Source organism: Pseudomonas sp. TE24901, from assembly GCF_054058375.1.
The window spans coordinates 1-24,269 of the sequence record NZ_JBSSAF010000001.1 but is presented as its reverse complement, the minus strand read 5'-3'; the positions used below and the strand labels follow the sequence as shown (position 1 = coordinate 24,269).

Genomic DNA, 24,269 nt, shown 5'->3' with positions numbered 1-24,269 from the left:
GCTGGCTTGCCAGCGATAGCACCTAAGGGCCTCATCGCCGGCAAGCCGGCTTCTACAGGGGGTGGTGTGTCTGTTTGCGACATGCAAATTGCAGGCGGGGCTGGTAACGAGCGCTGTACTGTTCTATCCCCGCCATCCGTGTAGGGCAATCCTTACCCCAAGCCTTCCATCCGGCTGATGCAATTCTCTCTCGGCCCCCGATTTCCGGGGCCTGCGCCCTGGACTACGCTTGTGCCACAGCAGTCCAAAACAAAAAGGTGCGGGTATGAGCGAGGTGGATTCAAATGATGTGCTGGTCAGCTTTCGTGGCGTGCAGAAGAGCTACGACGGCGAGAACCTGATCGTCAAAGACCTCAACCTGGAGATTCGCAAGGGCGAGTTCCTCACCCTGCTCGGGCCTTCCGGTTCGGGCAAGACCACCAGCCTGATGATGCTCGCCGGCTTTGAAACGCCGACCGCCGGCGAAATCCTGCTGGCCGGGCGTTCCATCAACAACGTGCCGCCGCACAAGCGCGACATTGGCATGGTGTTCCAGAACTACGCGTTGTTCCCCCACATGACCGTCGCCGAGAACCTGGCGTTTCCGCTGTCGGTGCGGGGCTTGAGCAAGACCGACATCAGCGAGCGGGTCAAGCGCGTGCTGAGCATGGTCCAGCTCGACGCCTTCGCCCAGCGCTACCCGGCGCAACTCTCCGGCGGCCAACAACAGCGCGTGGCCCTGGCCCGGGCGCTGGTATTCGAACCGCAGTTGGTGCTGATGGACGAACCCCTCGGTGCGCTCGATAAACAGCTACGCGAACACATGCAGATGGAGATCAAGCATCTGCATCAGCGCCTCGGTGTGACGGTGGTGTACGTGACCCACGACCAGGGCGAAGCCCTGACCATGTCCGACCGCGTGGCAGTGTTCCACCAGGGCGAGATCCAGCAGATCGCCGCGCCGCGCACGCTGTATGAAGAGCCGAAGAACACCTTTGTCGCCAACTTCATCGGCGAGAACAACCGCCTCAATGGACGCCTGCACAGCCATACCGGCGAGCGCTGCGTGGTGGAGCTGGCGCGTGGCGAGAAAGTCGAGGCGCTGGCGGTGAACGTTGGCCAGGTCGGCGGCCCGGTGACCCTGTCGGTGCGTCCGGAGCGCGTCAGCCTCAACGGCTCCAGCGAAAGCTGCATCAACCGCTTCTCGGGGCGTGTGGCGGAATTCATCTACCTGGGCGACCACGTGCGTGTGCGCCTGGAAGTCTGCGGCAAGGCCGATTTTTTTGTGAAACAACCGATCGCCGAGCTGGACCCGGCGTTGGCGGTCGGCGACGTGGTACCGATTGGCTGGCAAGTCGAGCACGTTCGCGCACTCGACCCACTTCTAGAGGCGAATTAATCGCCCCATGGCTTCACCAACCCTGCACGTGGAGAGAACAACAATGTTGAGATCCCTGAAATTTTCCGCCCTGGCCCTTGGCCTGATCGGCGCCACCCAGGCCATGGCAGGCCCGGACCTGACGGTCGTGTCCTTCGGTGGCGCGAACAAGGCCGCACAGGTCAAGGCGTTCTATGCGCCATGGGAAAGCGCGGGCAACGGCAAGATCGTCGCCGGCGAATACAACGGTGAAATGGCCAAGGTGAAAGCCATGGTCGACACCAAGAGCGTGTCCTGGGACCTGGTGGAGGTGGAGTCGCCGGAACTGTCCCGTGGCTGTGACGAAGACATGTTCGAACCGCTGGACCCGAAACTGTTCGGCAATGGTGCGGACTATGTGAAGGGCGCTATCCAGCCGTGCGGCGTGGGCTTCTTTGTGTGGTCGACCGTGCTGGCGTACAACGCTGACAAGCTGAAAGCACCGCCAGGCGGCTGGAAAGATTTTTGGGACGTGAAGCAGTTCCCGGGCAAGCGCGGCCTGCGCAAAGGCGCCAAGTACACCCTGGAATTTGCGCTGATGGCCGACGGCGTCGCGCCGAAGGACGTCTACAAAGTGCTGGCCGGCAAAGATGGCCAGGACCGCGCTTTCAAGAAACTCGATGAGCTCAAGCCTTACATCCAATGGTGGGAAGCGGGCGCCCAGCCGCCGCAATACCTCGCTTCCGGTGACGTGGTGATGAGCTCCGCCTACAACGGCCGCATCGCTGCCGTACAGAAAGAAAGCAACCTGAAAGTAGTGTGGAACGGCGGTATCTACGATTTCGACGCGTGGGCGATTCCTAAAGGTTTGCCAAAGGACCGCGCCGAAGCCGCGAAGAAATTCATCGCCTTCTCGGTGCAGCCGCAACAGCAGAAGACCTACTCGGAAAACATCGCCTACGGCCCGGCCAACACCCAAGCCGTGCCGTTGCTGGACAAGGACATCCTCAAGGATATGCCAACCACCCCGGAAAACATCGCCAACCAGGTGCAGATCGACGTGAGCTTCTGGGCGGATAACGGTGAGCAGCTCGAGCAACGCTTCAACGCCTGGGCCGCCAAGTAACACCGCATAACCCTCTGTGGGAACGGACCTGTGTGGGTGCTGGCTTGCCTGCGATGCAAACACCTCGGTGCATCTGATGTACCGAGTCGATGCCATCGCGGGCAAGCCCGGCTCCCACAGAGAGCGCGGTCCACAGTGAAACCACCTTAGATTTTCCGGAGTTTTCCATGGCCATCGCCGCTCTCCCCACCCTCAAGCAGCGCCTGGCGCGTGCCGAGCGGGTCAACCGCTGGAAGGCCCAGGCCTTGATTGCGCCGCTGGTGCTGTTCTTGGTGCTGGTGTTCCTGGTGCCGATCGTTGCGCTGCTCTACAAAAGCGTGGGCAACCCGGAAGTGGTGGGCGGTTTGCCGCGCACTGTGGTGGCCGTGACCGCCTGGGACGGGCGTGGCTTGCCCGGTGAATCGGTGTATCAGGCCCTCAGTGAGGACCTGGGCGAAGCGCGCAAAAACCAGACCTTGGGCGACCTGTCCAAGCGCTTGAACATGGAACTGGCCGGCTACCGCAGCCTGCTGACCAAAACCGCGCGGGCGCTGCCGTTCAGCGAAGCGCCCGCCTCCTATAAAGAAGCGTTGGAAAGCCTCGACGAACGCTGGGGTGACCCGGCGTACTGGCAGGCGATCCGGCGCAATACCAGCAACCTGACGCCGTTCTACCTGCTGGCGGCCGTCGATCACCGTATCGACGATCTAGGTGAAGTGGCTCCGGCCACGCCCGACCAGGCGATCTACCTGGACATCTTCGCCCGCACCTTCTGGATGGGCCTGGTGATCACCGCCATCTGCCTGTTGCTGGCCTACCCGCTGGCGTACCTGTTGGCCAATTTGCCGGCGCGCAAAAGCAACCTGCTGATGATCCTGGTGTTGCTGCCGTTCTGGACCTCGATCCTGGTGCGGGTCGCCGCCTGGATCGTGTTGCTGCAATCCGGTGGGCTGATCAACAGCGCACTGATGGGCATGGGGCTGATCGACAAACCCCTGGAGCTGGTATTCAACCGCACCGGGGTCTACATCTCCATGGTGCACATCCTGTTGCCGTTCATGATTCTGCCGATCTACAGCGTGATGAAAGGCATCTCGCCCACTTACATGCGGGCGGCGATATCCCTGGGTTGCCACCCGTTCGCCAGTTTCTGGCGCGTGTATTTCCCACAGACCTACGCCGGTGTCGGCGCCGGGTGCCTGCTGGTGTTCATCCTGGCGATTGGTTACTACATCACCCCGGCCTTGCTGGGCAGCCCGAACGACCAGATGGTCAGCTATTTCGTGGCGTTCTACACCAACACCAGCATCAACTGGGGCATGGCCACCGCGCTGGGCGGCTTGCTGCTGCTGGCCACGGTGTTGCTGTACCTGATCTACAACCGACTGGTTGGCGCCAGCCGCCTGCGCCTGAGCTAAGGAGACCTTGCGATGCTGAGCCCTTATATGTCGCCCATTGAACGGGTGTGGTTCTACAGCTTGCGGATCCTCTGCGGCTTGATCCTGCTGTTCCTGATTCTGCCGGTGCTGGTGATCATCCCGTTGTCGTTCAACAGCGGCAGTTTCCTGGTGTACCCGTTGCAAGGCTTCTCGCTGCATTGGTACCAGGACTTCTTCGGCTCGGCCGAATGGATGCGCGCCCTGAAGAACAGCATTATTGTGGCGCCCGCCGCCACGGTGCTGGCCATGGTCTTCGGCACCCTGGCAGCCATTGGCCTGACCCGTGGCAACTTCCCCGGCAAGGCGCTGGTGATGGCCCTGGTGATTTCGCCGATGGTGGTGCCGGTGGTGATCATTGGCGTGGCCAGTTACCTGTTCTTCGCGCCATTGGGGCTGGGCAACAGCTTCTTTTCGCTGATCGTGGTGCATGCGGTGTTGGGTGTGCCGTTTGTGATCATCACGGTGTCGGCGACGTTGCAGGGGTTCAACCACAACCTGGTGCGGGCGGCGGCCAGCCTGGGCGCTTCGCCACTGACTGCGTTTCGCCGGGTGACCTTGCCGCTGATCGCGCCGGGGGTTATTTCCGGGGCGTTGTTTGCCTTTGCCACCTCGTTCGATGAAGTGGTGGTGACCTTGTTCCTCGCCGGCCCCGAGCAAGCGACCTTGCCGCGCCAGATGTTCAGCGGCATCCGCGAAAACCTCAGCCCCACGATTGCGGCGGCGGCGACCTTGTTGATTGCCTTCTCGGTGTTGCTGTTGCTCACACTGGAATGGCTGCGCGGCCGTAGCGAAAAACTGCGTACCGCACAGGTCTAAAGCCCGGGCGAAGCTCAAAATGTGGGAGCGGGCTTGCTCGCGAAAGCGGTGGATCAGTCGCCAAATGTAATGGCTGACACACCGTATTCGCGAGCAAGCCCGCTCCCACATGGGTTTTGTGTGCATTCAGTCGCTGAATAGCTGACAACACGCCGTAGGAAGCTACTCTTGTGCCAGCCCATTTCTTAATAAGAGGCCGCGCACATGAGTACTTCCTCATTCAAGATCGCCCACAAACTGCTCACTGGCGCTGGCGCCATCGAACAACTGGCTGCCGAACTCACCCGCCTGGATGTGGACAACCCGCTGATCGTCACCGACGCCGCGCTGGTCAAATCCGGCACCGTGGCATTGGCCCTCGAACACTTGGGCGAGCGCACCTACGAAATTTTCGACCGCGTGCTGCCCGACCCGGAAATCGCCATCGTCGAAGACTGCATGCGCGTGTACCGCGAAGGCGGGCATGACGGCCTGATTGGCGTGGGCGGCGGCAGTGCCATCGACATCGCCAAGAGCGTGGCAGCCTACGCCGGTTACCACGGCGCGCTGGCGGACCTGTTCGGCGTCGACCAGGTACCGCGCAAGGGCCCACCGCTGATCGCGATCCCGACCACGGCCGGCACCGGCTCGGAGGTGACCAATGTGGCGATCCTCTCCGACAAGGCTGCGCAACTCAAAAAAGGCATCGTCAGCGATTACCTGCTGCCGGATGTGGCGCTGATCAGCCCGCAGATGACCCTGACCTGCCCGCGCAGCGTCACTGCTGCCAGTGGCGTGGATGCGCTGGTGCATGCCATCGAATCCTACCTGTCGCTGAACGCCTCGCCGATTACCGATGCGTTGGCCATTGGCGCGATCAAGTTGATCGCCAGTGCGTTGCCCAAGGCCTACGCCAACCCGGCCAACCTGCAGGCCCGAGACGACATGGCCACCGCCAGCCTGATGGCGGGCATGGCGTTCGGCAATGCCGGGGTTGGCGCGGTGCATGCGCTGGCGTACCCGTTGGGTGGGCGGTTCAACATCGCCCATGGCGTGAGCAACGCGCTGTTGCTGCCTTACGTGATGCACTGGAACAAGCTGGCCTGCGTGGAGCGCATGCAGGACATCGCCCAGGCGATGGGGGTGAATGTGTCGGGCTTGAGCGTCAACCAGGCGGCCGATGAAGCGGTCGACGCGATGACGCGACTGTGTGCCGCAGTGGAGATCCCCGCCGGGCTGCGCAGCTTTGGCGTGCCGGAGGAGGCCATACCGGCCATGGCCACGGAAGCGGCGGGTATCGAGCGTCTGATGCGCAACAACCCGCGCAAGCTCAGCGCGGCGGATATCGAGAAAATCTACCGGGCCGCCTACTAACCGTTGAGTTAGGTCACGGTGCGCGCAGCAAAGCATGAGGTATACAATGCGCGCCATCGTGATTTAGCTCAAAAAAGGTGCGTCATGCAGCCCTTCGTCATTGCTCCATCGATTCTCTCCGCCGATTTCGCCCGCCTGGGTGAGGAAGTGGACAAGGTACTGGCCGCCGGTGCCGACTTCGTGCACTTCGACGTCATGGACAACCACTACGTGCCCAACCTGACCATCGGCCCGATGGTCTGCGCGGCGCTGCGCAAGTACGGCATCACTGCGCCGATCGACGCACACCTGATGGTCAGCCCGGTGGATCGCATCATCGGCGACTTCGTCGAAGCCGGCGCCACCTACATCACCTTCCACCCGGAAGCCTCGCTGCACGTCGACCGCACCCTGCAACTGATCCGCGAGGGCGGCTGCAAGGCCGGCCTGGTGTTCAACCCGGCCACTCCGCTGAGCGTGCTCGAGTACGTGATGGACAAGGTCGACATGATCCTGCTGATGAGCGTCAACCCGGGTTTCGGCGGGCAGAAGTTCATTCCTGGCACACTGAACAAGCTGCGCGAAGCCCGCGCGCTGATCGATGCGTCGGGCCGTGACATCCGCCTGGAAATCGACGGTGGGGTCAACGTCAACAACATCCGCGAAATCGCGGCCGCTGGCGCTGACACCTTTGTGGCCGGCTCGGCGATCTTCAACGCGCCTGACTACCAGGAAGTCATCGGCAAGATGCGCGCCGAACTGGCGCTGGCGCGTCCATGAGCGGCTTTGAGCAGCTGTTCCCCGGCAAACTGCCACGGCTGGTGATGTTCGATCTGGACGGTACCTTGATCGACTCGGTGCCAGACCTGGCGGCGGCGGTGGACGAGATGCTGCTCAAGCTGGGGCGCAAGCCGGTCGGGATCGAGTCAGTACGCATGTGGGTGGGTAACGGCGTGCACATGTTGGTACGCCGGGCCCTGGCCAACCACATCGATGCCGAAGGTGTCGATGACGTGGAGGCCGAGCATGCCCTGGAACTGTTCAACGCCGCCTACGAGGACGGCCACGAGCTGACTGTGGTCTACCCCGGCGTGCGCGACACCCTCAAATGGCTGCACAAGCAGGGCGTGGAAATGGCCCTGATCACCAACAAGCCGGAGCGCTTTGTCGCGCCGCTGTTGGACCAGATGAAAATCGGCCGGTATTTCCGTTGGATCATTGGCGGCGATACCTTGCCGCAGAAAAAGCCTGACCCGGCGGCGCTGTTTTTCGTGATGAAAATGGCCAATATCCCGGCCTCCCAGTCCTTGTTCGTCGGCGATTCGCGCAGTGACGTGCTGGCGGCAAAGGCCGCTGGCGTGCAGTGTGTGGCGCTCAGCTACGGCTATAACCACGGTCGGCCGATTGCCGAAGAGTCGCCGGCCATGGTGATTGATGACCTGCGTCTGTTAATCCCCGGTTGCTTGGGAGCTGGCGCTGAGATAACGTTGCCCGACATCGATCCGTCCCCTTCTGGAAATTCCATCGTGGTGGTCACTCGCAAACTCTGGATGAAAGTCATCAAGGCCCTGGCCCGCTGGCGTTGGCGCGCCTGACTGATCCTGGCCGCGCTCTGCGGCACGTTTGCATACCTGACTGTTAGACCCTCAAGCCACGAGGCACACATGATCCGCGAAGAATTCCTGCGTTTGGCCGCTGCCGGCTATAACCGCATTCCCCTGGCCTGCGAAACCCTGGCCGACTTCGACACGCCGCTGTCGATCTACCTGAAACTGGCTGACGAGCCCAACTCCTACCTGCTCGAATCGGTACAAGGCGGCGAGAAGTGGGGCCGTTATTCGATCATCGGCCTGCCGTGCCGCACCGTCCTGCGGGTACACGACCACCATGTGAGCATCACCCATGATGGCGTCGAGATCGAAAGCCACGACGTAGATGACCCGTTGGCGTTCGTCGAAACCTTCAAGGCGCGCTACAACGTGCCGACCATTCCTGGCCTGCCGCGCTTCAACGGCGGCCTGGTGGGGTATTTCGGCTATGACTGCGTGCGCTATGTGGAAAAGCGTTTGGGCAAATGCCCGAACCCGGACCCGCTGGGTGTGCCGGACATTCTGCTGATGGTCTCCGACGCGGTGGTGGTGTTCGATAACCTTGCCGGCAAAATGCACGCCATCGTGCTGGCCGACCCGGCCCAGGCGGATGCGTTCGAGCAGGGCCAGGCCAGCCTCGAAGCCTTGCTGGAAAAGCTGCGCCAGCCGATCACCCCACGTCGTGGCCTGGACCTCAGCCGTCCTCCGGCCGCTGATCCGGTATTCCGCTCAAGCTTTACCCAGGATGACTACGAGCGCGCCGTCGACACCATCAAGGAATATATCCTCGCCGGTGACTGCATGCAGGTGGTGCCGTCGCAACGCATGTCCATCGACTTCAAGGCCGCGCCGATCGACCTGTACCGTGCGCTGCGCTGCTTCAACCCGACGCCGTACATGTATTTCTTCAACTTCGGTGACTTCCACGTGGTGGGCAGCTCGCCGGAAGTGCTGGTGCGCGTCGAAGACAACCTGATCACCGTGCGCCCGATTGCCGGCACTCGCCCCCGTGGCGCGACCGAAGAGGCCGACCAGGCGCTGGAAGAAGACCTGCTCAGCGATGATAAAGAGATCGCCGAGCACCTGATGCTCATCGACCTGGGCCGCAACGATACCGGGCGCGTCTCGGAAATCGGTTCGGTGAAGCTCACCGAGAAGATGGTCATCGAGCGTTACTCCAACGTGATGCACATCGTGTCCAATGTCACCGGCGAGCTGAAGGCTGGCTTGACGGCGATGGATGCACTGCGCGCGATTCTGCCGGCCGGCACCTTGTCGGGTGCACCGAAGATTCGTGCCATGGAAATCATCGACGAGCTGGAGCCGGTCAAGCGGGGTGTCTACGGCGGCGCCGTGGGGTATTTCGCCTGGAACGGCAACATGGATACGGCCATTGCGATCCGCACGGCCGTGATCAAGGACGGGGAGCTGCACGTGCAGGCCGGTGGCGGGATTGTCGCCGACTCGGTGCCGGCCCTCGAATGGGAAGAAACCCTGAACAAGCGCCGCGCGATGTTCCGCGCTGTAGCGCTGGCTGAACAGACGCCCAATTCCTGAGGTTTGCCCCATGTTGCTGATGATTGATAACTACGATTCCTTTACCTACAACGTTGTGCAGTACCTGGGCGAGCTGGGTGCCGAGGTCAAGGTGGTGCGCAACGACGAACTGACCGTGGCCGAGATCGCCGCCCTGAACCCGGAGCGCATCGTGGTTTCGCCAGGCCCGTGCACGCCGACCGAGGCGGGCATTTCCCTGGAGGCGATCAAGTATTTCGCCGGCAAGTTGCCGATCCTGGGCGTGTGCCTGGGCCACCAGTCCATCGGCCAGGCCTTTGGCGGTGACGTGGTGCGTGCGCGCCAGGTGATGCACGGCAAGACCAGCCCGGTATTCCATCATGATCTGGGCGTATTCCATGGGCTTAACTTGCCGGTGACCGTGACCCGCTACCACTCGTTGGTGGTCAAGCGCGAAACCTTGCCGGAATGCCTGGAACTGACCGCCTGGACCCAGCTGGAAGACGGCTCGGTCGATGAGATCATGGGGCTGCGCCACAAGACACTGAATATCGAAGGGGTGCAGTTTCACCCCGAGTCGATCCTGACCGAGCAGGGCTACGAGCTGTTCGCCAACTTTCTCAAGCAGAGCGGCGGCACGCGCTAAGGACTTTTCATGGATATCAAGACTGCCCTGAGCCGTATCGTCGGCCATCTGGACCTGAGCACCGCTGAAATGAGCGATGTGATGCGCGAGATCATGACCGGTCAATGCACTGACGCGCAGATCGGTGCCTTCATGATGGCGATGCGCATGAAGAGCGAGAGCATCGACGAGATCGTCGGTGCCGTATCGGTGATGCGCGAGCTGGCGGACAAGGTCGAACTCAACACCCTCGACGGCGTGGTGGATGTGGTGGGCACCGGCGGTGACGGTGCGAACATCTTCAACGTGTCGACGGCGTCTTCTTTTGTGGTGGCGGCGGCGGGTTGCACCGTGGCCAAGCACGGCAACCGTGCCGTATCCGGCAAGAGCGGCAGTGCCGACTTGCTGGAAGCGGCCGGCATCTACCTGAACCTGACGCCGGTGCAAGTGGCGCGCTGCATCGACAGCGTCGGCATCGGCTTCATGTTTGCCCAATCCCACCATGGGGCGATGAAGCACGCCGCCGGCCCACGCAAGGACCTCGGCCTGCGTACCCTGTTCAACATGCTCGGCCCGCTTACGAATCCGGCCGGCGTGAAGCACCAGGTAGTGGGCGTGTTCAGCCAGGCGCTGTGCCGGCCATTGGCCGAAGTCTTGCAGCGCCTGGGCAGCAAGCATGTGCTGGTGGTGCATTCCAAGGATGGCCTGGACGAATTCAGCCTGGCGGCACCGACTTTTGTGGCGGAGCTGAAGAATGACCAGGTCACCGAATATTGGGTCGAGCCGGAAGACCTGGGCATGAAGAGCCAGAGCCTGCACGGCCTGTCGGTGGAAAGCCCGGCCGCCTCGCTGGAGCTGATCCGCGATGCCCTGGGGCGCCGCAAGACCGAAAACGGCCAGAAAGCGGCAGAAATGATTGTGCTCAATGCCGGTGCGGCGCTGTATGCCGCCGATCACGCCTACAGTCTTAAAGAGGGCGTGGCCCTCGCTCACGATGCATTGCACACCGGGCTCGCTCGCGAAAAGCTCGAAGAACTGGGTGCCTTTACTGCGGTGTTCAAGATGGAGAATGAAGGATGAGTGTGCCGACCGTTCTGGAAAAGATCCTGGCCCGCAAAGCCGAAGAAGTCGCCGAGCGCCGTGCCCGTGTAAGCCTCGCCGAGCTGGAGAGCCAGGCGAAGCTCGCGGATGCGCCACGTGGTTTCGCCAATGCGCTGATCGCCCAGGCCAAGCTCAAGCAGCCGGCCGTGATTGCCGAGGTGAAAAAAGCCTCGCCGAGCAAAGGTGTGATCCGTGAGAACTTTGTCCCGGCAGAAATCGCCGCCAGCTATGAAAAGGGCGGCGCGACCTGCCTGTCGGTGCTGACCGACATCGATTACTTCCAGGGTTCCGACCTGTTCCTGCAGCAGGCCCGCGCCGCGTGCAAGTTGCCGGTGATCCGCAAGGATTTCATGGTTGACCCGTACCAGATCGTCGAGGCTCGCGCCCTGGGCGCCGACTGTGTGCTGCTGATCGTCTCCGCACTGGACGATGTGAAGATGGCCGAGCTGGCGGCCGTGGCCAAAAGCGTTGGCCTGGATGTGCTGGTGGAAGTGCATGACGGCGATGAGCTGGAGCGCGCACTGAAAACCCTCGACACGCCGCTGGTGGGGGTCAACAACCGTAACCTGCACACCTTCGAGGTAAGCCTGGAAAACACCCTCGACCTGCTGCCGCGTATTCCGCGCGACCGCCTGGTGATCACCGAGAGTGGCATCGTCAACCGTGCCGATGTCGAGCTGATGGAAATCAGTGGGGTGTATTCGTTCCTGGTGGGCGAGACCTTCATGCGCGCCGAGAACCCGGGGGCGGAATTGCAGCGCCTGTTCTTCCCGGAGCGTGGTGTGGCGGTCAGCGGCTCGACATTGGATTGATTTGAAACGCGGCCATCATTTGGAATGCAGTCTAAATGTGGGAGCGGGCTTGCTCGCGAAAGCGGTGGGTCAGTCACTGAATATGTGTCTGATATACCGCATTCGCGAGCAAGCCCGCTCCCACATTGGGTTTTGTGTCTATTCAGATAGGTAGGTGTTGATGGATAAGCCAGTAAGGATGACGGTTGAAGCAGGTCTTGCTGCCGAGCAAACCCTGTTGGCCGCCGTTTGCGCAGGCGAACAGGAGTTCGGCCTGCTGTTCTGGCAACCCATCGATCAAGCCCTCGTCATGCCGCGTCGCTTGAGCCGTCTGCCGGCTTTCGACGCCGCCAGCCAGGTTTCGGCCGATGCCGGTTGGCCCGTATTGCTGCGGGAAACCGGTGGCGAGCCGGTGCCGCAGTCGAGTGCCACCGTCAATATCGCCCTGGTGTATGCACCGCCCCGCAGCGAAGGCGACCAGGGGCGTATCGAAACCGGCTACCTGCGTTTGTGCCAGCCGATCTGCGACTTGCTGATCGAGTTGGGCGGTGATGCGTCCGTCGGCGAAATCGACGGCGCGTTTTGCGATGGCCGTTACAACGTCAACCTTAATGGCCGCAAGATGGTCGGCACCGCACAGCGTTGGCGACAAAGCGGAGGGCGTCCGGTGGGCCTGATCCACGGCGCGTTGCTATTGGAAAACGACCGTGAAGAACTGATCGCGGCGGTCAATCGCTTCAATGAAGCCTGCGGTCTCGACCAGCGCGTTCGCGCCGGTAGTCACATCGCCTTGCACGAAGCCTTCCCGGCACCGGATGCAATCAGTCGGCTGGATGAGCTGTACCGAACGATGCTGGCCGGTTTCCTGCCGGGTTAACGCGTCCCGAACACCACCATCGTCTTGCCTTTGACGTGCACCAGGTTGCGTTCTTCCAGGTCCTTGAGCACGCGCCCGACCATTTCCCGTGAGCAGCCGACAATGCGCCCGATTTCCTGGCGTGTGACTTTGATCTGCATGCCGTCAGGGTGCGTCATGGCGTCGGGCTGCTTGCACAGCTCCAGCAGGCAGCGGGCTACGCGGCCGGTGACATCAAAGAATGCCAGGTCGCCCACTTTGCGGGTGGTGTCGCGCAGGCGCTGGGCAATCTGGCCGCTCAGGGCATACAGGATGTCGGGATCGTGCTGGGCCAGTTCACGAAACTTCGTGTAGCTGATCTCGGCCACTTCGCACTCGACCTTGGCCCGCACCCAGGCGCTGCGCTCCTGCTCTTTGCCGGCTTGTTCGAACAGGCCCAGTTCTCCGAAGAAATCGCCGGTGTTCAGGTAGGCGATGATCATCTCGCGGCCGTCTTCATCCTCGATCAGGATGGTGACCGAACCTTTGATAATGAAGAACAGTGTTTCGGAACGCTCCCCCGCGCAGATGATGTTGTGCTTGGCGGGGTAGCGGCGACGCTGGCAGTGCATCAACAGTTTGTCGAGATTCTTGATCTTGGGTATGGGAGTAAGAGCAACCATGGTTGTATCCCGAAAAGACTGCACGGTGTGGTTGGAGTTGTTTTTATCCAGTGGTATCGGCATTGATACACGCTGTACAAAGGATGGCAATGCGCCATTTCGCTGGCGCCAGCTTACCAGACACATTCTGACTCGATTAGCCAATTTACTGGGGAAAGCCTGCTATTGATCGCTTTGATGGGAAGCGCTGTGCTGATCTGACCCTGTGCTAAGCTGGCGACCCTTTTTTAGCAGTGGAGTCTGGGCGATGAAGGCACGCATCCAATGGGCGGGCGAAGCCATGTTCCTCGGTGAGTCGGGCAGTGGCCATGTGGTGGTCATGGACGGCCCGCCGGAAGCCGGTGGCCGAAACCTGGGCGTACGCCCGATGGAAATGCTCCTGCTTGGCGTGGGCGGTTGCAGCAATTTCGACGTGGTCAGCATCCTGAAAAAATCCCGCCAGGCCGTGGAAAGCTGCGAGGCCTTCCTGGAAGCCGAGCGCGCCACTGAAGACCCCAAGGTGTTCACCAAGATCCACATGCATTTTGTGGTGAAGGGCCGGGCGTTGAAGGAAGCCCAGGTCAAGCGTGCTATCGAGCTGTCGGCCGAGAAGTATTGCTCGGCGTCGATCATGCTTGGCGCGGCTGGCGTGGCCATCACCCATGATTACGAAATCATCGAATTGGGTTGATCGCGCAATCGGTGGGCAAAAAGAAAGGGCGCTGTGATAGCGCCCTTTTTTTCGGCTCAGATTCGGTACGTGCTTTTAGTCATGACTTTGGCCAACAGGCTCATACCAAACCTCACCGGCGCCGGGAAACGGAAACCGCCAGCATCCAGCGCGCTTTCAGCGTGGTGTTCTTCGTCGATGCGCATCTGCTCAAGAATGGCCCGGGACTTTTCGTCTTCGGCTGGCAGTTGCTCAAGGTGTTCATCCAGGTGCTTGCACACTTGGTGCTCGGTGGCGGCGACAAAACCCAGGCTGACTTTGTCGCTGATCAAGCCGGCGGCGGCGCCGATGCCGAACGACAAGCCATAGAACAGCGGGTTCAGCACGCTCGGGTGGCTGCCGAGCTGGCGAATGCGTTGTTCGCACCAGGCCAGGTGATCGATCTCTTCTTCGGCGGCATGTTCCATGGCTGCGCGCACTTGCGGCAACTTGGCCGTCAGGGCCTGGCCTTGATACAGCGCCTGGGCACAGACTTCACCGGTATGGTTGATGCGCATCAGGCCGGCGACATGGCGGGTGTCGGTCTCGCTCAACTGTGCGTCGGGTTGCACGATGGCGGGCGACGGGCGGTACGGTTGGCCGCTGAATGGCAGCAGCGTGCGCATGGCCATGTCGGCTTGCAGCAACAGACGATCAATCGGCGAGTAGTGACGTTGGGTAGTCATGCTGACCTCCGGGAGGAATCTCGGCGGCCAGTTTACCGCAAGAGAGGGGCGAGCGTTTGCGCTGAGTCAAGGGCATAGGGTCGCAGCCTGGGGGCGCGCGACCGCTGCCCAAAGGCTGATCAGCCCGGAGGCCAGTTCATCTGGCGCTGACCCAGCACGTGCATATGGATGTGATAAACGGTCTGCCCACCTTTCGGGTTGCAGTTCATCACCAGGCGGAAACCTTCCTCGCAGCCTTGTTCCACGGCCAGGCGCTGGGCGGTGAACAGGATATGGCCGGCCAGGGCTTTGTCTTCCTCGGTCAGGTCGTTGAGGGTCGGGATGTGTTTCTTCGGAATGACCAGGAAATGCACGGGCGCCGCCGGATAAATATCCTTGAAGGCCAGGACCTGGTCGTCTTCGTAGATGATGTCCGCAGGTATTTCTCTGTTGATGATCTTGGTGAACAGAGTATCCACAGCTGTTTCTCCATTATGAAAGTGCAGGGTGAGTGTACCCAGGCGTTCAGCGCGGGCAATAGGCCTTGTTGATGGCACCGGCGATCTTGCGTGTCAGCCAGCGCGGGCTGAGTCGCGGGCTGAAGGTGATCCAGCGGTTGCGTCGGCCGGGAATGATGATGGCTTTGTTCTTTTCCAGCGCGCGCACGGTGTAGAGCGCCACTTCCTCGGGGCTCATCAGCTTTTCGCTGGCGTCGAGCTTGGCGGTGTCCATCTGCGCTGTGCCGAAGAAGGCAGTGCGCGTCGGGCCGGGGCAGAGCACCGAGACCTTGATGCCACAGGTCTTCAGCTCTTCGCGCAGGCCTTCGGAGAAGTGCAGTACATACGCCTTGCTGGCGTAGTAGCTACTCATCCACGGGCCGGGTTGAAAGGCTGCGACCGAGGCGACATTGAGGATCTGCCCGCCGCCCTGCAGTGCCATCGCGTTGCCGAGGGCGTGACACATGCGGGTCAGGGCCAGGATGTTGACTTCGATCAGGTCCTGCTCGGTCATCCAGTCCTGGGCCAGGAACGGCCCGCTGGTGCCGATACCGGCGCAGTTGACCAGCAGGTCGATCTGCCGCTCGCCCTCTTCAAGCTCCAGCAGAAAACCGGACAAACGCAGCGGCTCGCCCAAGTCGCAGGCCCGAAACAGCACCTCGACGCCAAACCGTTGGGTCAATTCGATTGCAATGCTTTCCAACTGATCACGCTGGCGGGCCACCAGAATCAAGCTGCGGCCGCGACGGGCCAATGCTTCGGCCAAGGCCAGGCCGATGCCGCTGGAGGCACCGGTGATCAGAGCGTAACGGGTCATGCCTTTCTCCATCGCAACGCGACCGGGCCTGTGACAGAGGCATCACAGGCGACGGGCGTTTCTTCACTGTTCTGGAGAGTCTACAGGTTCGGCTGCTTCATCAGCACTTTGCGCGTCTTCTTCCTCAACGATCACGCTCGGGTCGCTGTCGTCGTCGGAGGTGATGGAGCTGCTTTCATAGCCGCTGTCGACGCTGGACTCCAACTGGTTCAGGTAGCCGTTCATACCCAGTGTCACGGCAATCGCGAACACCACCGGGATGAACGCCAGCCACAAGGTGGCCAGGACTTTTACCGCGGTGGAGTTGCGCGGTGGCGGCGGGCCGTACTGGTTGGCGCCGGTGTTGCCCGGCAGTACCAGCAGCAGCAGCGGGAAAATGCTGTTCACCAGCGGTACCAGGTTGAGCAGGTACAGCCAGCCCGACCAGCCCAGGTCGTGAAGGCGTTGCACACCGATTTGCACGCTGACCCAGACAAGCGCAACAAACAGTGCAAAACCCAGCAGGGAGCCAAGGACGATGCCCATGGTTGGCGAGGCGGCGGCCACGGCAAAGCTGGCGGTGGAGATGATACCGCCCGCGACCAGCATCGCGACGGTCAGCACCAGTGTCCACGCCAGGTAACGCAGGCGGCCGATCCGGCCGTGGATGGTGAAGACCTTGAGCGTGGAGAACTCTGCCCCGTCATCACCCACGGCTGCGCGGGGTGGGGCGTAAGGCGATGCGGCCGGGCGCGAATAGTCAGCGGAATCGGTCTCATGGGTTTCCGCCAGGCTGAAGGCGACGGGCTGCTCGGCTTCGATACGTGCATCGACGCCGGCGCTTTTCAGCGCGGTGAGGTAGGTTTCGGCGTCGGAACGGGACAGGTCACGCTTGAGCGCAACCGGGCGACCGGTAAACAGTTTTTCGATGGCACCCACGTCGCTCTTGAACAGTTCGGCGAGGTTCAGTTTGGCAGTGGTGCTTTCGACACCCGGGAGCAAGGCTCCGTCAAACACAATCTTGAAACGGTTGTCGCTCATGCGGGCATCCTTGTCACTTGTCTGGGAGGTGATGCAGGCCTGCTCAGTTGGCAGGCCTTGCGGTTGGGTCAGCGTGGCCAGCGCAATTGTGCTGCTTGCTCGTGTGCCTTGCGGTATTCGGCATCCAGGCGGGCAATCAGTTCATCGACGCTGGGCAAATCATCAATCTCACCGACGCCTTGGCCGGCAGACCACACAGTCTTCCATGCCTTGGCCTCGTCGCTCAACGGCTTGAGCTTGGAACCGAAGTTGACTTCGCCCTTGCCCTGCAGGGCGGCGAGGTCAAAACCGGCGTTTTCCAGGCTCTGGCGCATGAAGCTTGCGGGCACGCCGGAGACTGCGGGAGTGTGCACGATGTCGGCGGCGCGCGATGTGAGCAGCATCTCTTTATACGCATCCGGGGCGTGGCTTTCGGTGGTGCCGATGAAACGGGTGCCGAAATAGGCGAGGTCGGCGCCCAGCAATTGGGCGGCGAGGATCTCGTGGCCATGGTTGAGGCAGCCGGCCAGCAGCAATGTCTTGTCGAAGAACTGGCGAATTTCGGCGATCAGAGAAAACGGGCTCCAGGTGCCCGCATGACCGCCGGCGCCCGCTGCAACGGCGATCAGTCCATCGACACCGGCCTCGGCGGCTTTCTCGGCATGGCGTCGGGTGGTGACGTCATGGAACACCAGGCCGCCGTAGCTGTGGACGGCGTCGACCAGTTCCTTCACGGCACCCAGGCTGGTGATGACGATCGGCACTTTGTGCTCGACGCAGATCGCCAGGTCGGCTTCCAGCCGTGGGTTGCTGTTATGCACAATCAAATTGACGGCATATGGCGCGGGGTTGTCCAACTGCGCCAGGCCCGCCTCGATTTCCTCCAGCCAGGCCTTGAAGCCGCTGCTTTCGCGCTGGTTGAGCGCCGGGAAACTCCCGACCACTCCATTGCGACAGCACGCCAGGACCAGTTGCGGGTTGGAAATCAGGAACATCGGCGCTGCCACCACGGGTAGGCGCAGGCGTTGTTCAAGCAGAGCGGGCAATGACATTGGAGGTACCCCGTGTGATTGAAATTAGAACGGTTTGACCACGACCAAAATTACGATAGCCAGCAATATCAGAACGGGCACTTCATTGAACCAGCGATAAAAGACATGGCTGCGGGTGTTTTCGCCACGGGCGAAGCGTTTTACCTGCGCGCCGCACATGTGGTGGTAGCCGATGAGGAGTACGACGAGGGTCAGCTTGGCGTGGATCCAGCCGCCGGAGTGAAAGATGCTTGGGTTGAGGTAGATCAGCCAACCACCAAAGACCAGCGCGGCAATCATCGCCGGGCCCATGATGCCGCGGTACAGCTTGCGCTCCATGAGGCTGAAGCGTTCCTTGCTGACGGTGTCTTCGCTTTGGGCGTGGTAGACGAACAGGCGTGGCAGGTAGAACAGCCCGGCAAACCAGCAGACGATGCTGATGATGTGGAAGGCTTTGACCCATAGATAAAGCATTTTTAGTTATTCCCAGGTTCACGGTAGCGAAGATAGTAGTGGCTCATGCGCCCGTACGTCACGTTGACGGTTGTCGCAGGGCGATACGGCCCCTATTATCGACGGCTTTCCAGTGGGTTCGTTGAGGGCAGGTTTATGGTCAAGGTCGGTATCGTCGGCGGCACGGGTTACACCGGTGTCGAATTGCTGCGTCTGTTGGCTCAGCATCCGCAAGCTGAGGTGGTGGTCATCACTTCCCGATCCGAGGCCGGGCTGGCCGTGGCCGATATGTACCCGAACCTGCGAGGCCACTACGATGGCCTGGCGTTCAGCGTTCCGGACATCAAGACCCTCGGCGCCTGTGACGTGGTGTTCTTTGCCACCCCCCACGGTGTGGCCCATGCGCTGGCGGGTGAGCTGCTGGCGGCCGGCACCAGGGTCATCGACCTGTCGGCGGACTTCCGCCTGCAAGACGCCGATGAGTGGGCCAAGTGGTACGGCCAGCCTCACGGTGCGCCTGAGTTGTTGGAAGAAGCCGTATACGGCCTGCCGGAAGTCAATCGTGAGCAGATCAAGCAAGCACGCCTGATTGCGGTGCCGGGTTGCTATCCAACGGCGACGCAGCTTGGCTTCCTGCCATTGCTGGAAGCTGGTTTGGCGGACACCTCGCGTTTGATCGCCGACTGCAAGTCGGGTGTCAGCGGTGCCGGCCGTGGCGCAGCGGTGGGTTCGCTGTACTCCGAGACGTCCGAAAGCATGAAGGCCTACGCAGTGAAAGGGCATCGTCACTTGCCGGAAATCCGCCAGGGTTTGCGCCGCGCTGCGGGCAAGGACGTCGGCCTGACCTTCGTGCCGCACCTGACCCCGATGATCCGTGGCATTCACTCCACGTTGTACGCAACCGTGGTGGATCGTTCGGTCGACCTGCAGGCGCTGTTTGAAAAGCGTTATGCCAATGAGCCGTTCGTCGACGTGATGCCGGCTGGCAGCCACCCGGAAACGCGCAGCGTACGCGGCGCCAACGTGTGCCGAATTGCCGTGCACCGTCCGCAGGATGGCGACCTGGTGGTGGTGTTGTCGGTGATCGACAACCTGGTCAAGGGCGCCTCGGGCCAGGCTGTGCAGAACCTGAACATTCTGTTCGGCCTGGATGAGAAACTGGGCCTGTCCCACGCGGGCATGCTGCCTTAAGGCTGTTGAGCCGCTAAGCAAAAGGCCCGTTGATCGGGCCTTTTGTGTTTTTAATGGCGGCAGCGCAGATTGATATACCGTAACAATAGTTGACCGCTTTTCTAGGAGAAGCGGATAATGCCCGCCATTACGCATATGGCGGCGGTACGCCGGGAGATTATCAGCATGAGCGTTGAATCCTTCACCCCCACGGCTTTGCAATTCACCCACGGTGCTGCGCACAAGGTGAAGAGCCTGGTCGATGAAGAGGGTAATGATCGCTTGAAGCTGCGCGTATTTGTTACGGGCGGCGGTTGTTCAGGGTTTCAGTACGGTTTTACCTTCGATGAAGATGTGGCCGATGACGACACCATCGTCGAGCGCGAGGGCGTGAGCCTGGTCGTGGACCCGATGAGCTTCCAATACCTGGCAGGTGCCGAGGTGGATTACCAGGAAGGTCTGGAAGGTTCGCGTTTCGTGATCAAGAACCCTAATGCCACCACTACCTGTGGTTGCGGGTCTTCATTCTCGATCTGATCGACGGCGCAAACAAAAACGCCGCTTGGCCTTCATAGGCCAAGCGGCGTTTTGCTGTCTGGGGCTTAAGCGGGGTAGATGGCGCCCAGTACCCGAAGCCCCTGTGCGCCGGTGACGCTGGGGCGGTTGGCGGCAATGCCTTCCAGGCAGCAGTGGGCGAGCCAGGCAAAGGCCATGGCTTCGACCCAGTCAGGGTCTACGCCGTAGGCGGCGGTGCTGGCGACCTGTGTGGAAGGTAGCAATGCTGCCAGGCGATTCATCAGCGTCGCGTTGTGGGCGCCGCCGCCGCAGACCAGCAAGGTTTCGGTGCTGGATTGGGCGGCTTGCAGGGACTCGACGATGGTGAGGGCGGTGAGTTCCAGCAACGTAGCTTGCACATCTTGCGCCGGGAATACCGGCAGGCGCCCGAGGTGTTGTTGCAGCCATCCCAGGTTGAACACTTCGCGCCCGGTGCTTTTTGGTCCCTTGGTCACGAAGAATGGATCGCTGAGCAGGGCGTTGAGCAACTGTGGCTCGACCCTGCCACTGGCTGCCCACTGACCGTTGCGGTCGAAGTGCTCGCCGCGGGCCTGGTGGATCCAGGCATCCAGTAAAACGTTGCCTGGGCCGCAGTCGAAACCGGCTACAGGTTTGTCAGTTTCGATCAGGCTGAGGTTGCTGAAACCTCCCACATTCAATACCGCCCGGTTACCGGTGCGCTCGCCAAACAGTGCTTCGTGGAAAGCCGGAACCAGAGGGGCGCCCTGGCCGCCTGCGGCAACATCGCGGCTGCGGAAGTCGCTGACCACGGTGATACCGGTCAGCTCCGTGAGCAGCGCAGGGTTGCCGATCTGGACGGTAAAGCCCCGCGCAGGTTCGTGGCGGATTGTCTGGCCGTGACTGCCAATCGCACGAATGGCCTGGGGCTTGAGGTTTTGCTGGTCAAGCAAGGTGTGAATGCCGTGGGCGGCGAGTTTCACCCAGTGCTGTTGAGCAATGGCGGAGCGGGCGATTTCGTCTGGGCCGCTGGCGCACAGGCTCAGCAGCTCGGTGCGCAGGGTGTCTGGCATGGGGATGTAATGCGTGGCGATCAGGTTGATCGCCGGGCCTTGTTCGATCAGGGCAATGTCCAGGCCGTCGAGGCTGGTCCCGGACATCACACCTATATAGAGCGTCATGGCTTAACGCTTCGCCGAAGCCAGCAGGGTGGAGCGCTCTTGATCCATGCGCGCCATCAGCGGCTGGCTCTGTTGCAGGAAGCGCGCACGCTCGGCCTTGGCGATCGGGTCGGCCATCGGCAGCTTCTGGCCCAGTGGGTCGACGTGGACGCCATTGACCTGGAATTCATAGTGCAGGTGCGGGCCAGTCGACAGGCCGGTGGTGCCGATGTAGCCGATCACTTGACCCTGTTTCACGTTGCTGCCAGTGGACACGCCCTTGGCGAAGCCTTGCATGTGGCCATACAGGGTCCGATAAGTGTTGCCGTGCTGGATGATAACGGTGTTGCCGTAGCCGCCACGACGTCCTGCGAGCAGTACCTTGCCGTCACCTGCCGCCTTGATCGGCGTACCGCGTGGGGCGGCATAGTCGACGCCTTTGTGGGCGCGGATTTTGTTCAGAATTGGATGCTTGCGGCCCATGGAGAAACGCGAGCTAATGCGAGCGAAGTCCACCGGTGTGCGGATGAAGGCCTTGCGCATGCTGTTGCCATCAGCCGTGTAGTAGCTGCTGTTGCCTTGCTTGTTGGTGTAGCGCACGGCGGTGTAGGTCTTGCCGCGGTTGGTGAAGCGGGCCGAGAGGATGTTGCCGGTGCCGACGACCTTGCCGTTGGCGACTTTCTGCTCGTAGATCACGTCGAATTCGTCGCCTTGGCGGATGTCCTGGGCGAAGTCGATGTCGTAGCCGAACACGCTGGCCATGTCCATGGTCATGCTGTGGGACAGGCCGGCACGGGCGGCAGACTGGGACAGGGAGCTGTTGATCACACCATGCACGTAAGCCGAGCGCATGACGGGCTTGGTGGTGACGCGGTTGAAAGCAAAGCCCTTGGCGCCCTTGGTCAGGGTGATGGTTTCAAGGTCGCTGACACTGCTGTGCAGGTTGTTCAGCTGGCCGTCGGGCGTGAGTTCGAACTCAAGCTTCTGGCCGTGTTTGAGCTGTGTGAACTGCTTGGCTTGTTTATCGCTCGCCAGCACCTCATTAACGGTTGCTGCGGGCAGGCCGACCTTTTCGAACAGGGTGGACAGTGTGTCGCCCTTGGTCACGATGACTTCGCGGTGTTGAGGGTTCTTGGCGGCGGGCGCTTCCTGGGTGGCCTGCTGGGTGTCTTCAGGTGTGCTTTCTATCTGTGCGAACGGCGATTCGGTTGGCGCATTTGTGGCTTGTTGGGCGTCGGAAGCGTCTTGATCTTGTGTCAGTTGTTCAACAGGACTTTCCAGGTCAAGGCTCAGGGAGGTTCGTTTGGCTTCTACGTCACTGGAAGGGAATACCAGGAGTGCCAGGCTGAGAAGGGCGGCGATACCACTTGCGGCAAGCAAGTGGGTCTTCGGGTAAAGCGGCGGCGCTTTAGACGGTTCTGTGGTCATAAGTAATTTTGACTTTGAAGATGAAATGGAAAAGATGAATGACATGATGAAGATGAAATAACTGTATAAAATATAACCAAATCATCTGTGGCGCAAGCTCGCGAACGCTGGGCTTGCTGAACGGTGTCCGTTCGCAGGGCAAAACTTGTAATTAGTCCCTGATCTTGTATGGTTGGTTCCCTTTTGAATCTGAGCCTTGCGGGTCTGTTATGAAGTCGGTTGAAGAGCAGCTAGCGCTGATAAAACGTGGTGCGGAAGAACTGTTGGTGGAAGCTGAGCTGATCGAAAAGCTCAAGCGCGGCCAACCCCTGCGTATTAAAGCCGGCTTTGACCCGACTGCGCCGGATCTGCACTTGGGGCATACCGTGCTTATTAATAAGCTGCGCCAGTTCCAGGAGCTGGGGCACCAGGTCATCTTCCTTATAGGTGACTTCACCGGGATGATCGGTGATCCGAGCGGCAAAAGTGCTACGCGCCCTCCGTTGACTCGTGAGCAGGTCCTCGATAATGCCGAGACCTACAAGACTCAGGTGTTCAAGATTCTTGATCCGGCCAAGACCGAAGTGGCGTTCAACTCCACCTGGATGGATCAGATGGGGCCGGCGGACTTCATTCGACTGACCTCCCAGTACACTGTCGCGCGGATGCTTGAGCGTGATGACTTCGATAAGCGCTACTCCACCAACCAGCCTATTGCTATCCATGAGTTCCTCTATCCGCTGGTTCAGGGCTATGACTCGGTGGCGTTGCGTGCGGACGTTGAGCTGGGCGGTACCGATCAGAAGTTCAACCTGCTGATGGGGCGTGAGCTGCAGCGTGCGTATGGGCAGGAAGCGCAGTGCATCCTCACCATGCCTTTGTTGGAAGGGCTGGACGGCGTCAAGAAGATGTCCAAGTCCTTGGGTAACTATGTAGGCATCCAGGAAGCGCCGGGTGTTATGTACGGCAAGTTGGTGTCTATTCCTGATGCGTTGATGTGGCGTTATTTCGAATTGCTGAGCTTCCGCTCGATGGACGAGATCAATGCGCTGCGCGCTGAAGTTGAGGCGGGCGCCAATCCGCGTGATGTGAAGATCAAGCTGGCGGAAGAGATTGTTGCGCGCTTCCATGGTGAAGAGGCTGCGGCCAGTGCTCATCGTGCGGCAGGTAATCGCATGAAGGATGGCGAGTTGCCGGATGATCTTCCGGAGATCGAGCTGTCTGCTGCTGAAGCGATGCCAATCGCGGCTGTCCTTAACAAGGCAGGCCTAGTGAAAAACTCGGCAGTTGCGCGGGATCTCCTGGGCTCCGGTGGTGTGCGTATAGATGGTGAGGTTGTGGATCGCACCTTTATATACGAGCTGGGTGCTACCCACGTTTGTCAGGCTGGGAAGAAGGCGTTTGCGCGTATCACGCTCAAATCCGAGTAAAGCTGAAATTAGGTGTTGACGGCGAATTATATCTGTCTATAATTCGCCCCACTTCCGGCGCAGTCGAAACGGAAAACTCCTTGATTTTCAATGAGTTAAGTAGGTTTCGATGGTGAGTTGCTTCAGTTCATCGAAGCCCAGAAGGAGTTGATAGGGCGGTGTTGTTTGGCTCTATTGACGTTTCGATCTTCTCGGTCGAAAGCGGAGAAAAAGAGGTGTTGACAGCAGCGTGTAACGCTGTAGAATTCGCCTCCCGCTAACGAGAGATCGGA

25 protein-coding genes are annotated in these 24,269 nt (G+C 60.8%); 16 read left to right on the top strand and 9 right to left on the bottom strand.

Annotated elements, in window-relative coordinates; all coding sequences use genetic code 11:
• The first annotated feature begins 265 nt into the window (after positions 1–265).
• From ACVWVP_RS00125 to ACVWVP_RS00070, 12 genes are all read left to right on the top strand, one after another.
• Complete coding sequence (locus ACVWVP_RS00125) at positions 266–1,378, top strand: ABC transporter ATP-binding protein (protein WP_176996599.1); 1,113 nt, start codon at positions 266–268, stop codon at positions 1,376–1,378.
• A gap of 43 nt (positions 1,379–1,421) precedes the next feature.
• Entirely contained in the window at positions 1,422–2,462 is a 1,041-nt protein-coding gene (locus ACVWVP_RS00120; RefSeq protein ID WP_178920247.1) for an ABC transporter substrate-binding protein, read from the top strand.
• A 167-nt stretch (positions 2,463–2,629) separates the two neighbouring features.
• Entirely contained in the window at positions 2,630–3,859 is a 1,230-nt protein-coding gene (locus ACVWVP_RS00115; protein WP_457404081.1) for an ABC transporter permease, read from the top strand.
• A 12-nt stretch (positions 3,860–3,871) separates the two neighbouring features.
• Entirely contained in the window at positions 3,872–4,696 is an 825-nt protein-coding gene (locus ACVWVP_RS00110) for an ABC transporter permease (protein ID WP_071484832.1), read from the top strand.
• Between the two features lie 204 nt (positions 4,697–4,900).
• Positions 4,901–6,049: an iron-containing alcohol dehydrogenase gene (locus ACVWVP_RS00105; RefSeq protein ID WP_259172043.1), complete on the top strand. Its 1,149-nt coding sequence runs from the start codon at positions 4,901–4,903 to the stop codon at positions 6,047–6,049.
• Between the two features lie 84 nt (positions 6,050–6,133).
• Positions 6,134–6,808, top strand: coding sequence for a ribulose-phosphate 3-epimerase (gene rpe / locus ACVWVP_RS00100; RefSeq protein WP_178920250.1), 675 nt, complete (start codon positions 6,134–6,136; stop codon positions 6,806–6,808).
• On the top strand, positions 6,805–7,623 hold the full coding sequence (locus ACVWVP_RS00095) for a phosphoglycolate phosphatase (protein ID WP_259172042.1): 819 nt from the start codon (positions 6,805–6,807) through the stop codon (positions 7,621–7,623). Before rpe ends, ACVWVP_RS00095 begins: the two co-directional genes overlap by 4 nt.
• Positions 7,624–7,692: 69 nt before the next feature.
• Positions 7,693–9,174 (top strand): anthranilate synthase component I, encoded by a 1,482-nt coding sequence (gene trpE, locus ACVWVP_RS00090; RefSeq protein ID WP_259172041.1) that lies wholly within the window; start codon positions 7,693–7,695, stop codon positions 9,172–9,174.
• Positions 9,175–9,184: 10 nt separating this feature from the next.
• Positions 9,185–9,778: an aminodeoxychorismate/anthranilate synthase component II gene (locus ACVWVP_RS00085; protein ID WP_078050412.1), complete on the top strand. Its 594-nt coding sequence runs from the start codon at positions 9,185–9,187 to the stop codon at positions 9,776–9,778.
• A 9-nt stretch (positions 9,779–9,787) separates the two neighbouring features.
• Complete coding sequence (gene trpD, locus ACVWVP_RS00080; protein ID WP_016972406.1) at positions 9,788–10,837, top strand: anthranilate phosphoribosyltransferase; 1,050 nt, start codon at positions 9,788–9,790, stop codon at positions 10,835–10,837.
• Positions 10,834–11,670, top strand: a complete 837-nt coding sequence (gene trpC, locus ACVWVP_RS00075) for an indole-3-glycerol phosphate synthase TrpC (protein ID WP_178920253.1) — start codon at positions 10,834–10,836, stop codon at positions 11,668–11,670. The genes trpD and trpC overlap by 4 nt, the downstream gene beginning before the upstream one ends.
• Positions 11,671–11,830: 160 nt before the next feature.
• Positions 11,831–12,526 (top strand): lipoate--protein ligase family protein, encoded by a 696-nt coding sequence (locus tag ACVWVP_RS00070; protein ID WP_457404076.1) that lies wholly within the window; start codon positions 11,831–11,833, stop codon positions 12,524–12,526.
• On the opposite strand, the gene crp is transcribed toward ACVWVP_RS00070, so the two are convergent.
• A complete protein-coding gene (gene crp / locus ACVWVP_RS00065; protein WP_099585649.1) occupies positions 12,523–13,167 on the bottom strand; it encodes a cAMP-activated global transcriptional regulator CRP in 645 nt (214 codons plus the stop codon). The genes ACVWVP_RS00070 and crp overlap by 4 nt on opposite strands.
• Positions 13,168–13,414: 247 nt before the next feature.
• Between crp and ACVWVP_RS00060 the strand changes: the two genes are divergently transcribed.
• Positions 13,415–13,837 (top strand): OsmC family protein, encoded by a 423-nt coding sequence (locus tag ACVWVP_RS00060; RefSeq protein WP_005792019.1) that lies wholly within the window; start codon positions 13,415–13,417, stop codon positions 13,835–13,837.
• A gap of 56 nt (positions 13,838–13,893) precedes the next feature.
• On the opposite strand, the gene coq7 is transcribed toward ACVWVP_RS00060, so the two are convergent.
• The 6 genes from coq7 to hemJ all read right to left on the bottom strand — a co-directional run bounded on the left by coq7 (position 13,894) and on the right by hemJ (position 18,338).
• Complete coding sequence (coq7, locus tag ACVWVP_RS00055) at positions 13,894–14,541, bottom strand: 2-polyprenyl-3-methyl-6-methoxy-1,4-benzoquinone monooxygenase (protein WP_176996590.1); 648 nt, start codon at positions 14,539–14,541, stop codon at positions 13,894–13,896.
• A gap of 119 nt (positions 14,542–14,660) precedes the next feature.
• Positions 14,661–14,999 carry a histidine triad nucleotide-binding protein gene (locus ACVWVP_RS00050; protein WP_457404074.1) on the bottom strand — a complete coding sequence of 113 codons (339 nt, stop codon included), beginning with the start codon at positions 14,997–14,999 and terminating at the stop codon, positions 14,661–14,663.
• 46 nt (positions 15,000–15,045) lie between these two features.
• Positions 15,046–15,834: an SDR family NAD(P)-dependent oxidoreductase gene (locus ACVWVP_RS00045; RefSeq protein ID WP_176996589.1), complete on the bottom strand. Its 789-nt coding sequence runs from the start codon at positions 15,832–15,834 to the stop codon at positions 15,046–15,048.
• 63 nt (positions 15,835–15,897) lie between these two features.
• Positions 15,898–16,854: a DUF805 domain-containing protein gene (locus ACVWVP_RS00040; RefSeq protein ID WP_457404071.1), complete on the bottom strand. Its 957-nt coding sequence runs from the start codon at positions 16,852–16,854 to the stop codon at positions 15,898–15,900.
• A gap of 68 nt (positions 16,855–16,922) precedes the next feature.
• Entirely contained in the window at positions 16,923–17,885 is a 963-nt protein-coding gene (locus ACVWVP_RS00035; RefSeq protein WP_457404069.1) for an NAD(P)H-dependent flavin oxidoreductase, read from the bottom strand.
• Between the two features lie 24 nt (positions 17,886–17,909).
• Positions 17,910–18,338, bottom strand: a complete 429-nt coding sequence (hemJ, locus tag ACVWVP_RS00030) for a protoporphyrinogen oxidase HemJ (protein ID WP_178920258.1) — start codon at positions 18,336–18,338, stop codon at positions 17,910–17,912.
• A gap of 135 nt (positions 18,339–18,473) precedes the next feature.
• On the opposite strand from hemJ, the gene argC reads away from it, so the two are divergent.
• Positions 18,474–19,508 carry an N-acetyl-gamma-glutamyl-phosphate reductase gene (argC, locus tag ACVWVP_RS00025; RefSeq protein ID WP_457404067.1) on the top strand — a complete coding sequence of 345 codons (1,035 nt, stop codon included), beginning with the start codon at positions 18,474–18,476 and terminating at the stop codon, positions 19,506–19,508.
• A gap of 165 nt (positions 19,509–19,673) precedes the next feature.
• Complete coding sequence (erpA, locus tag ACVWVP_RS00020) at positions 19,674–20,024, top strand: iron-sulfur cluster insertion protein ErpA (protein ID WP_003176443.1); 351 nt, start codon at positions 19,674–19,676, stop codon at positions 20,022–20,024.
• A gap of 65 nt (positions 20,025–20,089) precedes the next feature.
• On the opposite strand, the gene ACVWVP_RS00015 is transcribed toward erpA, so the two are convergent.
• Together ACVWVP_RS00015 and ACVWVP_RS00010 are read right to left on the bottom strand one after the other, a co-directional pair.
• Positions 20,090–21,181 carry an anhydro-N-acetylmuramic acid kinase gene (locus ACVWVP_RS00015; RefSeq protein ID WP_457404065.1) on the bottom strand — a complete coding sequence of 364 codons (1,092 nt, stop codon included), beginning with the start codon at positions 21,179–21,181 and terminating at the stop codon, positions 20,090–20,092.
• A gap of 3 nt (positions 21,182–21,184) precedes the next feature.
• Positions 21,185–22,588 carry a peptidoglycan DD-metalloendopeptidase family protein gene (locus tag ACVWVP_RS00010; protein ID WP_457404063.1) on the bottom strand — a complete coding sequence of 468 codons (1,404 nt, stop codon included), beginning with the start codon at positions 22,586–22,588 and terminating at the stop codon, positions 21,185–21,187.
• Between the two features lie 209 nt (positions 22,589–22,797).
• Between ACVWVP_RS00010 and tyrS the strand changes: the two genes are divergently transcribed.
• Positions 22,798–23,997 (top strand): tyrosine--tRNA ligase, encoded by a 1,200-nt coding sequence (gene tyrS / locus ACVWVP_RS00005; RefSeq protein WP_457404061.1) that lies wholly within the window; start codon positions 22,798–22,800, stop codon positions 23,995–23,997.
• Positions 23,998–24,269 lie beyond the last annotated feature (272 nt).

What these genes read in the sequence shown, in the direction of transcription:
- trpD (WP_016972406.1), top strand. Translation starts at nt 9,788, where the DNA reads ATGGATATCAAGACTGCCCTGAGCCGTATCGTCGGCCATCTGGACCTG.
- ACVWVP_RS00015 (WP_457404065.1), bottom strand. Translation starts at nt 21,181, where the DNA reads ATGACGCTCTATATAGGTGTGATGTCCGGGACCAGCCTCGACGGCCTG.
- ACVWVP_RS00110 (WP_071484832.1), top strand. Translation starts at nt 3,872, where the DNA reads ATGCTGAGCCCTTATATGTCGCCCATTGAACGGGTGTGGTTCTACAGC.
- ACVWVP_RS00085 (WP_078050412.1), top strand. Translation starts at nt 9,185, where the DNA reads ATGTTGCTGATGATTGATAACTACGATTCCTTTACCTACAACGTTGTG.
- ACVWVP_RS00070 (WP_457404076.1), top strand. Translation starts at nt 11,831, where the DNA reads ATGGATAAGCCAGTAAGGATGACGGTTGAAGCAGGTCTTGCTGCCGAG.
- trpC (WP_178920253.1), top strand. Translation starts at nt 10,834, where the DNA reads ATGAGTGTGCCGACCGTTCTGGAAAAGATCCTGGCCCGCAAAGCCGAA.
- erpA (WP_003176443.1), top strand. Translation starts at nt 19,674, where the DNA reads ATGAGCGTTGAATCCTTCACCCCCACGGCTTTGCAATTCACCCACGGT.
- tyrS (WP_457404061.1), top strand. Translation starts at nt 22,798, where the DNA reads ATGAAGTCGGTTGAAGAGCAGCTAGCGCTGATAAAACGTGGTGCGGAA.
- crp (WP_099585649.1), bottom strand. Translation starts at nt 13,167, where the DNA reads ATGGTTGCTCTTACTCCCATACCCAAGATCAAGAATCTCGACAAACTG.
- hemJ (WP_178920258.1), bottom strand. Translation starts at nt 18,338, where the DNA reads ATGCTTTATCTATGGGTCAAAGCCTTCCACATCATCAGCATCGTCTGC.
- rpe (WP_178920250.1), top strand. Translation starts at nt 6,134, where the DNA reads ATGCAGCCCTTCGTCATTGCTCCATCGATTCTCTCCGCCGATTTCGCC.
- coq7 (WP_176996590.1), bottom strand. Translation starts at nt 14,541, where the DNA reads ATGACTACCCAACGTCACTACTCGCCGATTGATCGTCTGTTGCTGCAA.
- ACVWVP_RS00125 (WP_176996599.1), top strand. Translation starts at nt 266, where the DNA reads ATGAGCGAGGTGGATTCAAATGATGTGCTGGTCAGCTTTCGTGGCGTG.
- ACVWVP_RS00105 (WP_259172043.1), top strand. Translation starts at nt 4,901, where the DNA reads ATGAGTACTTCCTCATTCAAGATCGCCCACAAACTGCTCACTGGCGCT.
- ACVWVP_RS00045 (WP_176996589.1), bottom strand. Translation starts at nt 15,834, where the DNA reads ATGACCCGTTACGCTCTGATCACCGGTGCCTCCAGCGGCATCGGCCTG.
- ACVWVP_RS00010 (WP_457404063.1), bottom strand. Translation starts at nt 22,588, where the DNA reads ATGACCACAGAACCGTCTAAAGCGCCGCCGCTTTACCCGAAGACCCAC.
- ACVWVP_RS00095 (WP_259172042.1), top strand. Translation starts at nt 6,805, where the DNA reads ATGAGCGGCTTTGAGCAGCTGTTCCCCGGCAAACTGCCACGGCTGGTG.
- ACVWVP_RS00120 (WP_178920247.1), top strand. Translation starts at nt 1,422, where the DNA reads ATGTTGAGATCCCTGAAATTTTCCGCCCTGGCCCTTGGCCTGATCGGC.
- ACVWVP_RS00115 (WP_457404081.1), top strand. Translation starts at nt 2,630, where the DNA reads ATGGCCATCGCCGCTCTCCCCACCCTCAAGCAGCGCCTGGCGCGTGCC.
- ACVWVP_RS00040 (WP_457404071.1), bottom strand. Translation starts at nt 16,854, where the DNA reads ATGAGCGACAACCGTTTCAAGATTGTGTTTGACGGAGCCTTGCTCCCG.
- trpE (WP_259172041.1), top strand. Translation starts at nt 7,693, where the DNA reads ATGATCCGCGAAGAATTCCTGCGTTTGGCCGCTGCCGGCTATAACCGC.
- argC (WP_457404067.1), top strand. Translation starts at nt 18,474, where the DNA reads ATGGTCAAGGTCGGTATCGTCGGCGGCACGGGTTACACCGGTGTCGAA.
- ACVWVP_RS00060 (WP_005792019.1), top strand. Translation starts at nt 13,415, where the DNA reads ATGAAGGCACGCATCCAATGGGCGGGCGAAGCCATGTTCCTCGGTGAG.
- ACVWVP_RS00035 (WP_457404069.1), bottom strand. Translation starts at nt 17,885, where the DNA reads ATGTCATTGCCCGCTCTGCTTGAACAACGCCTGCGCCTACCCGTGGTG.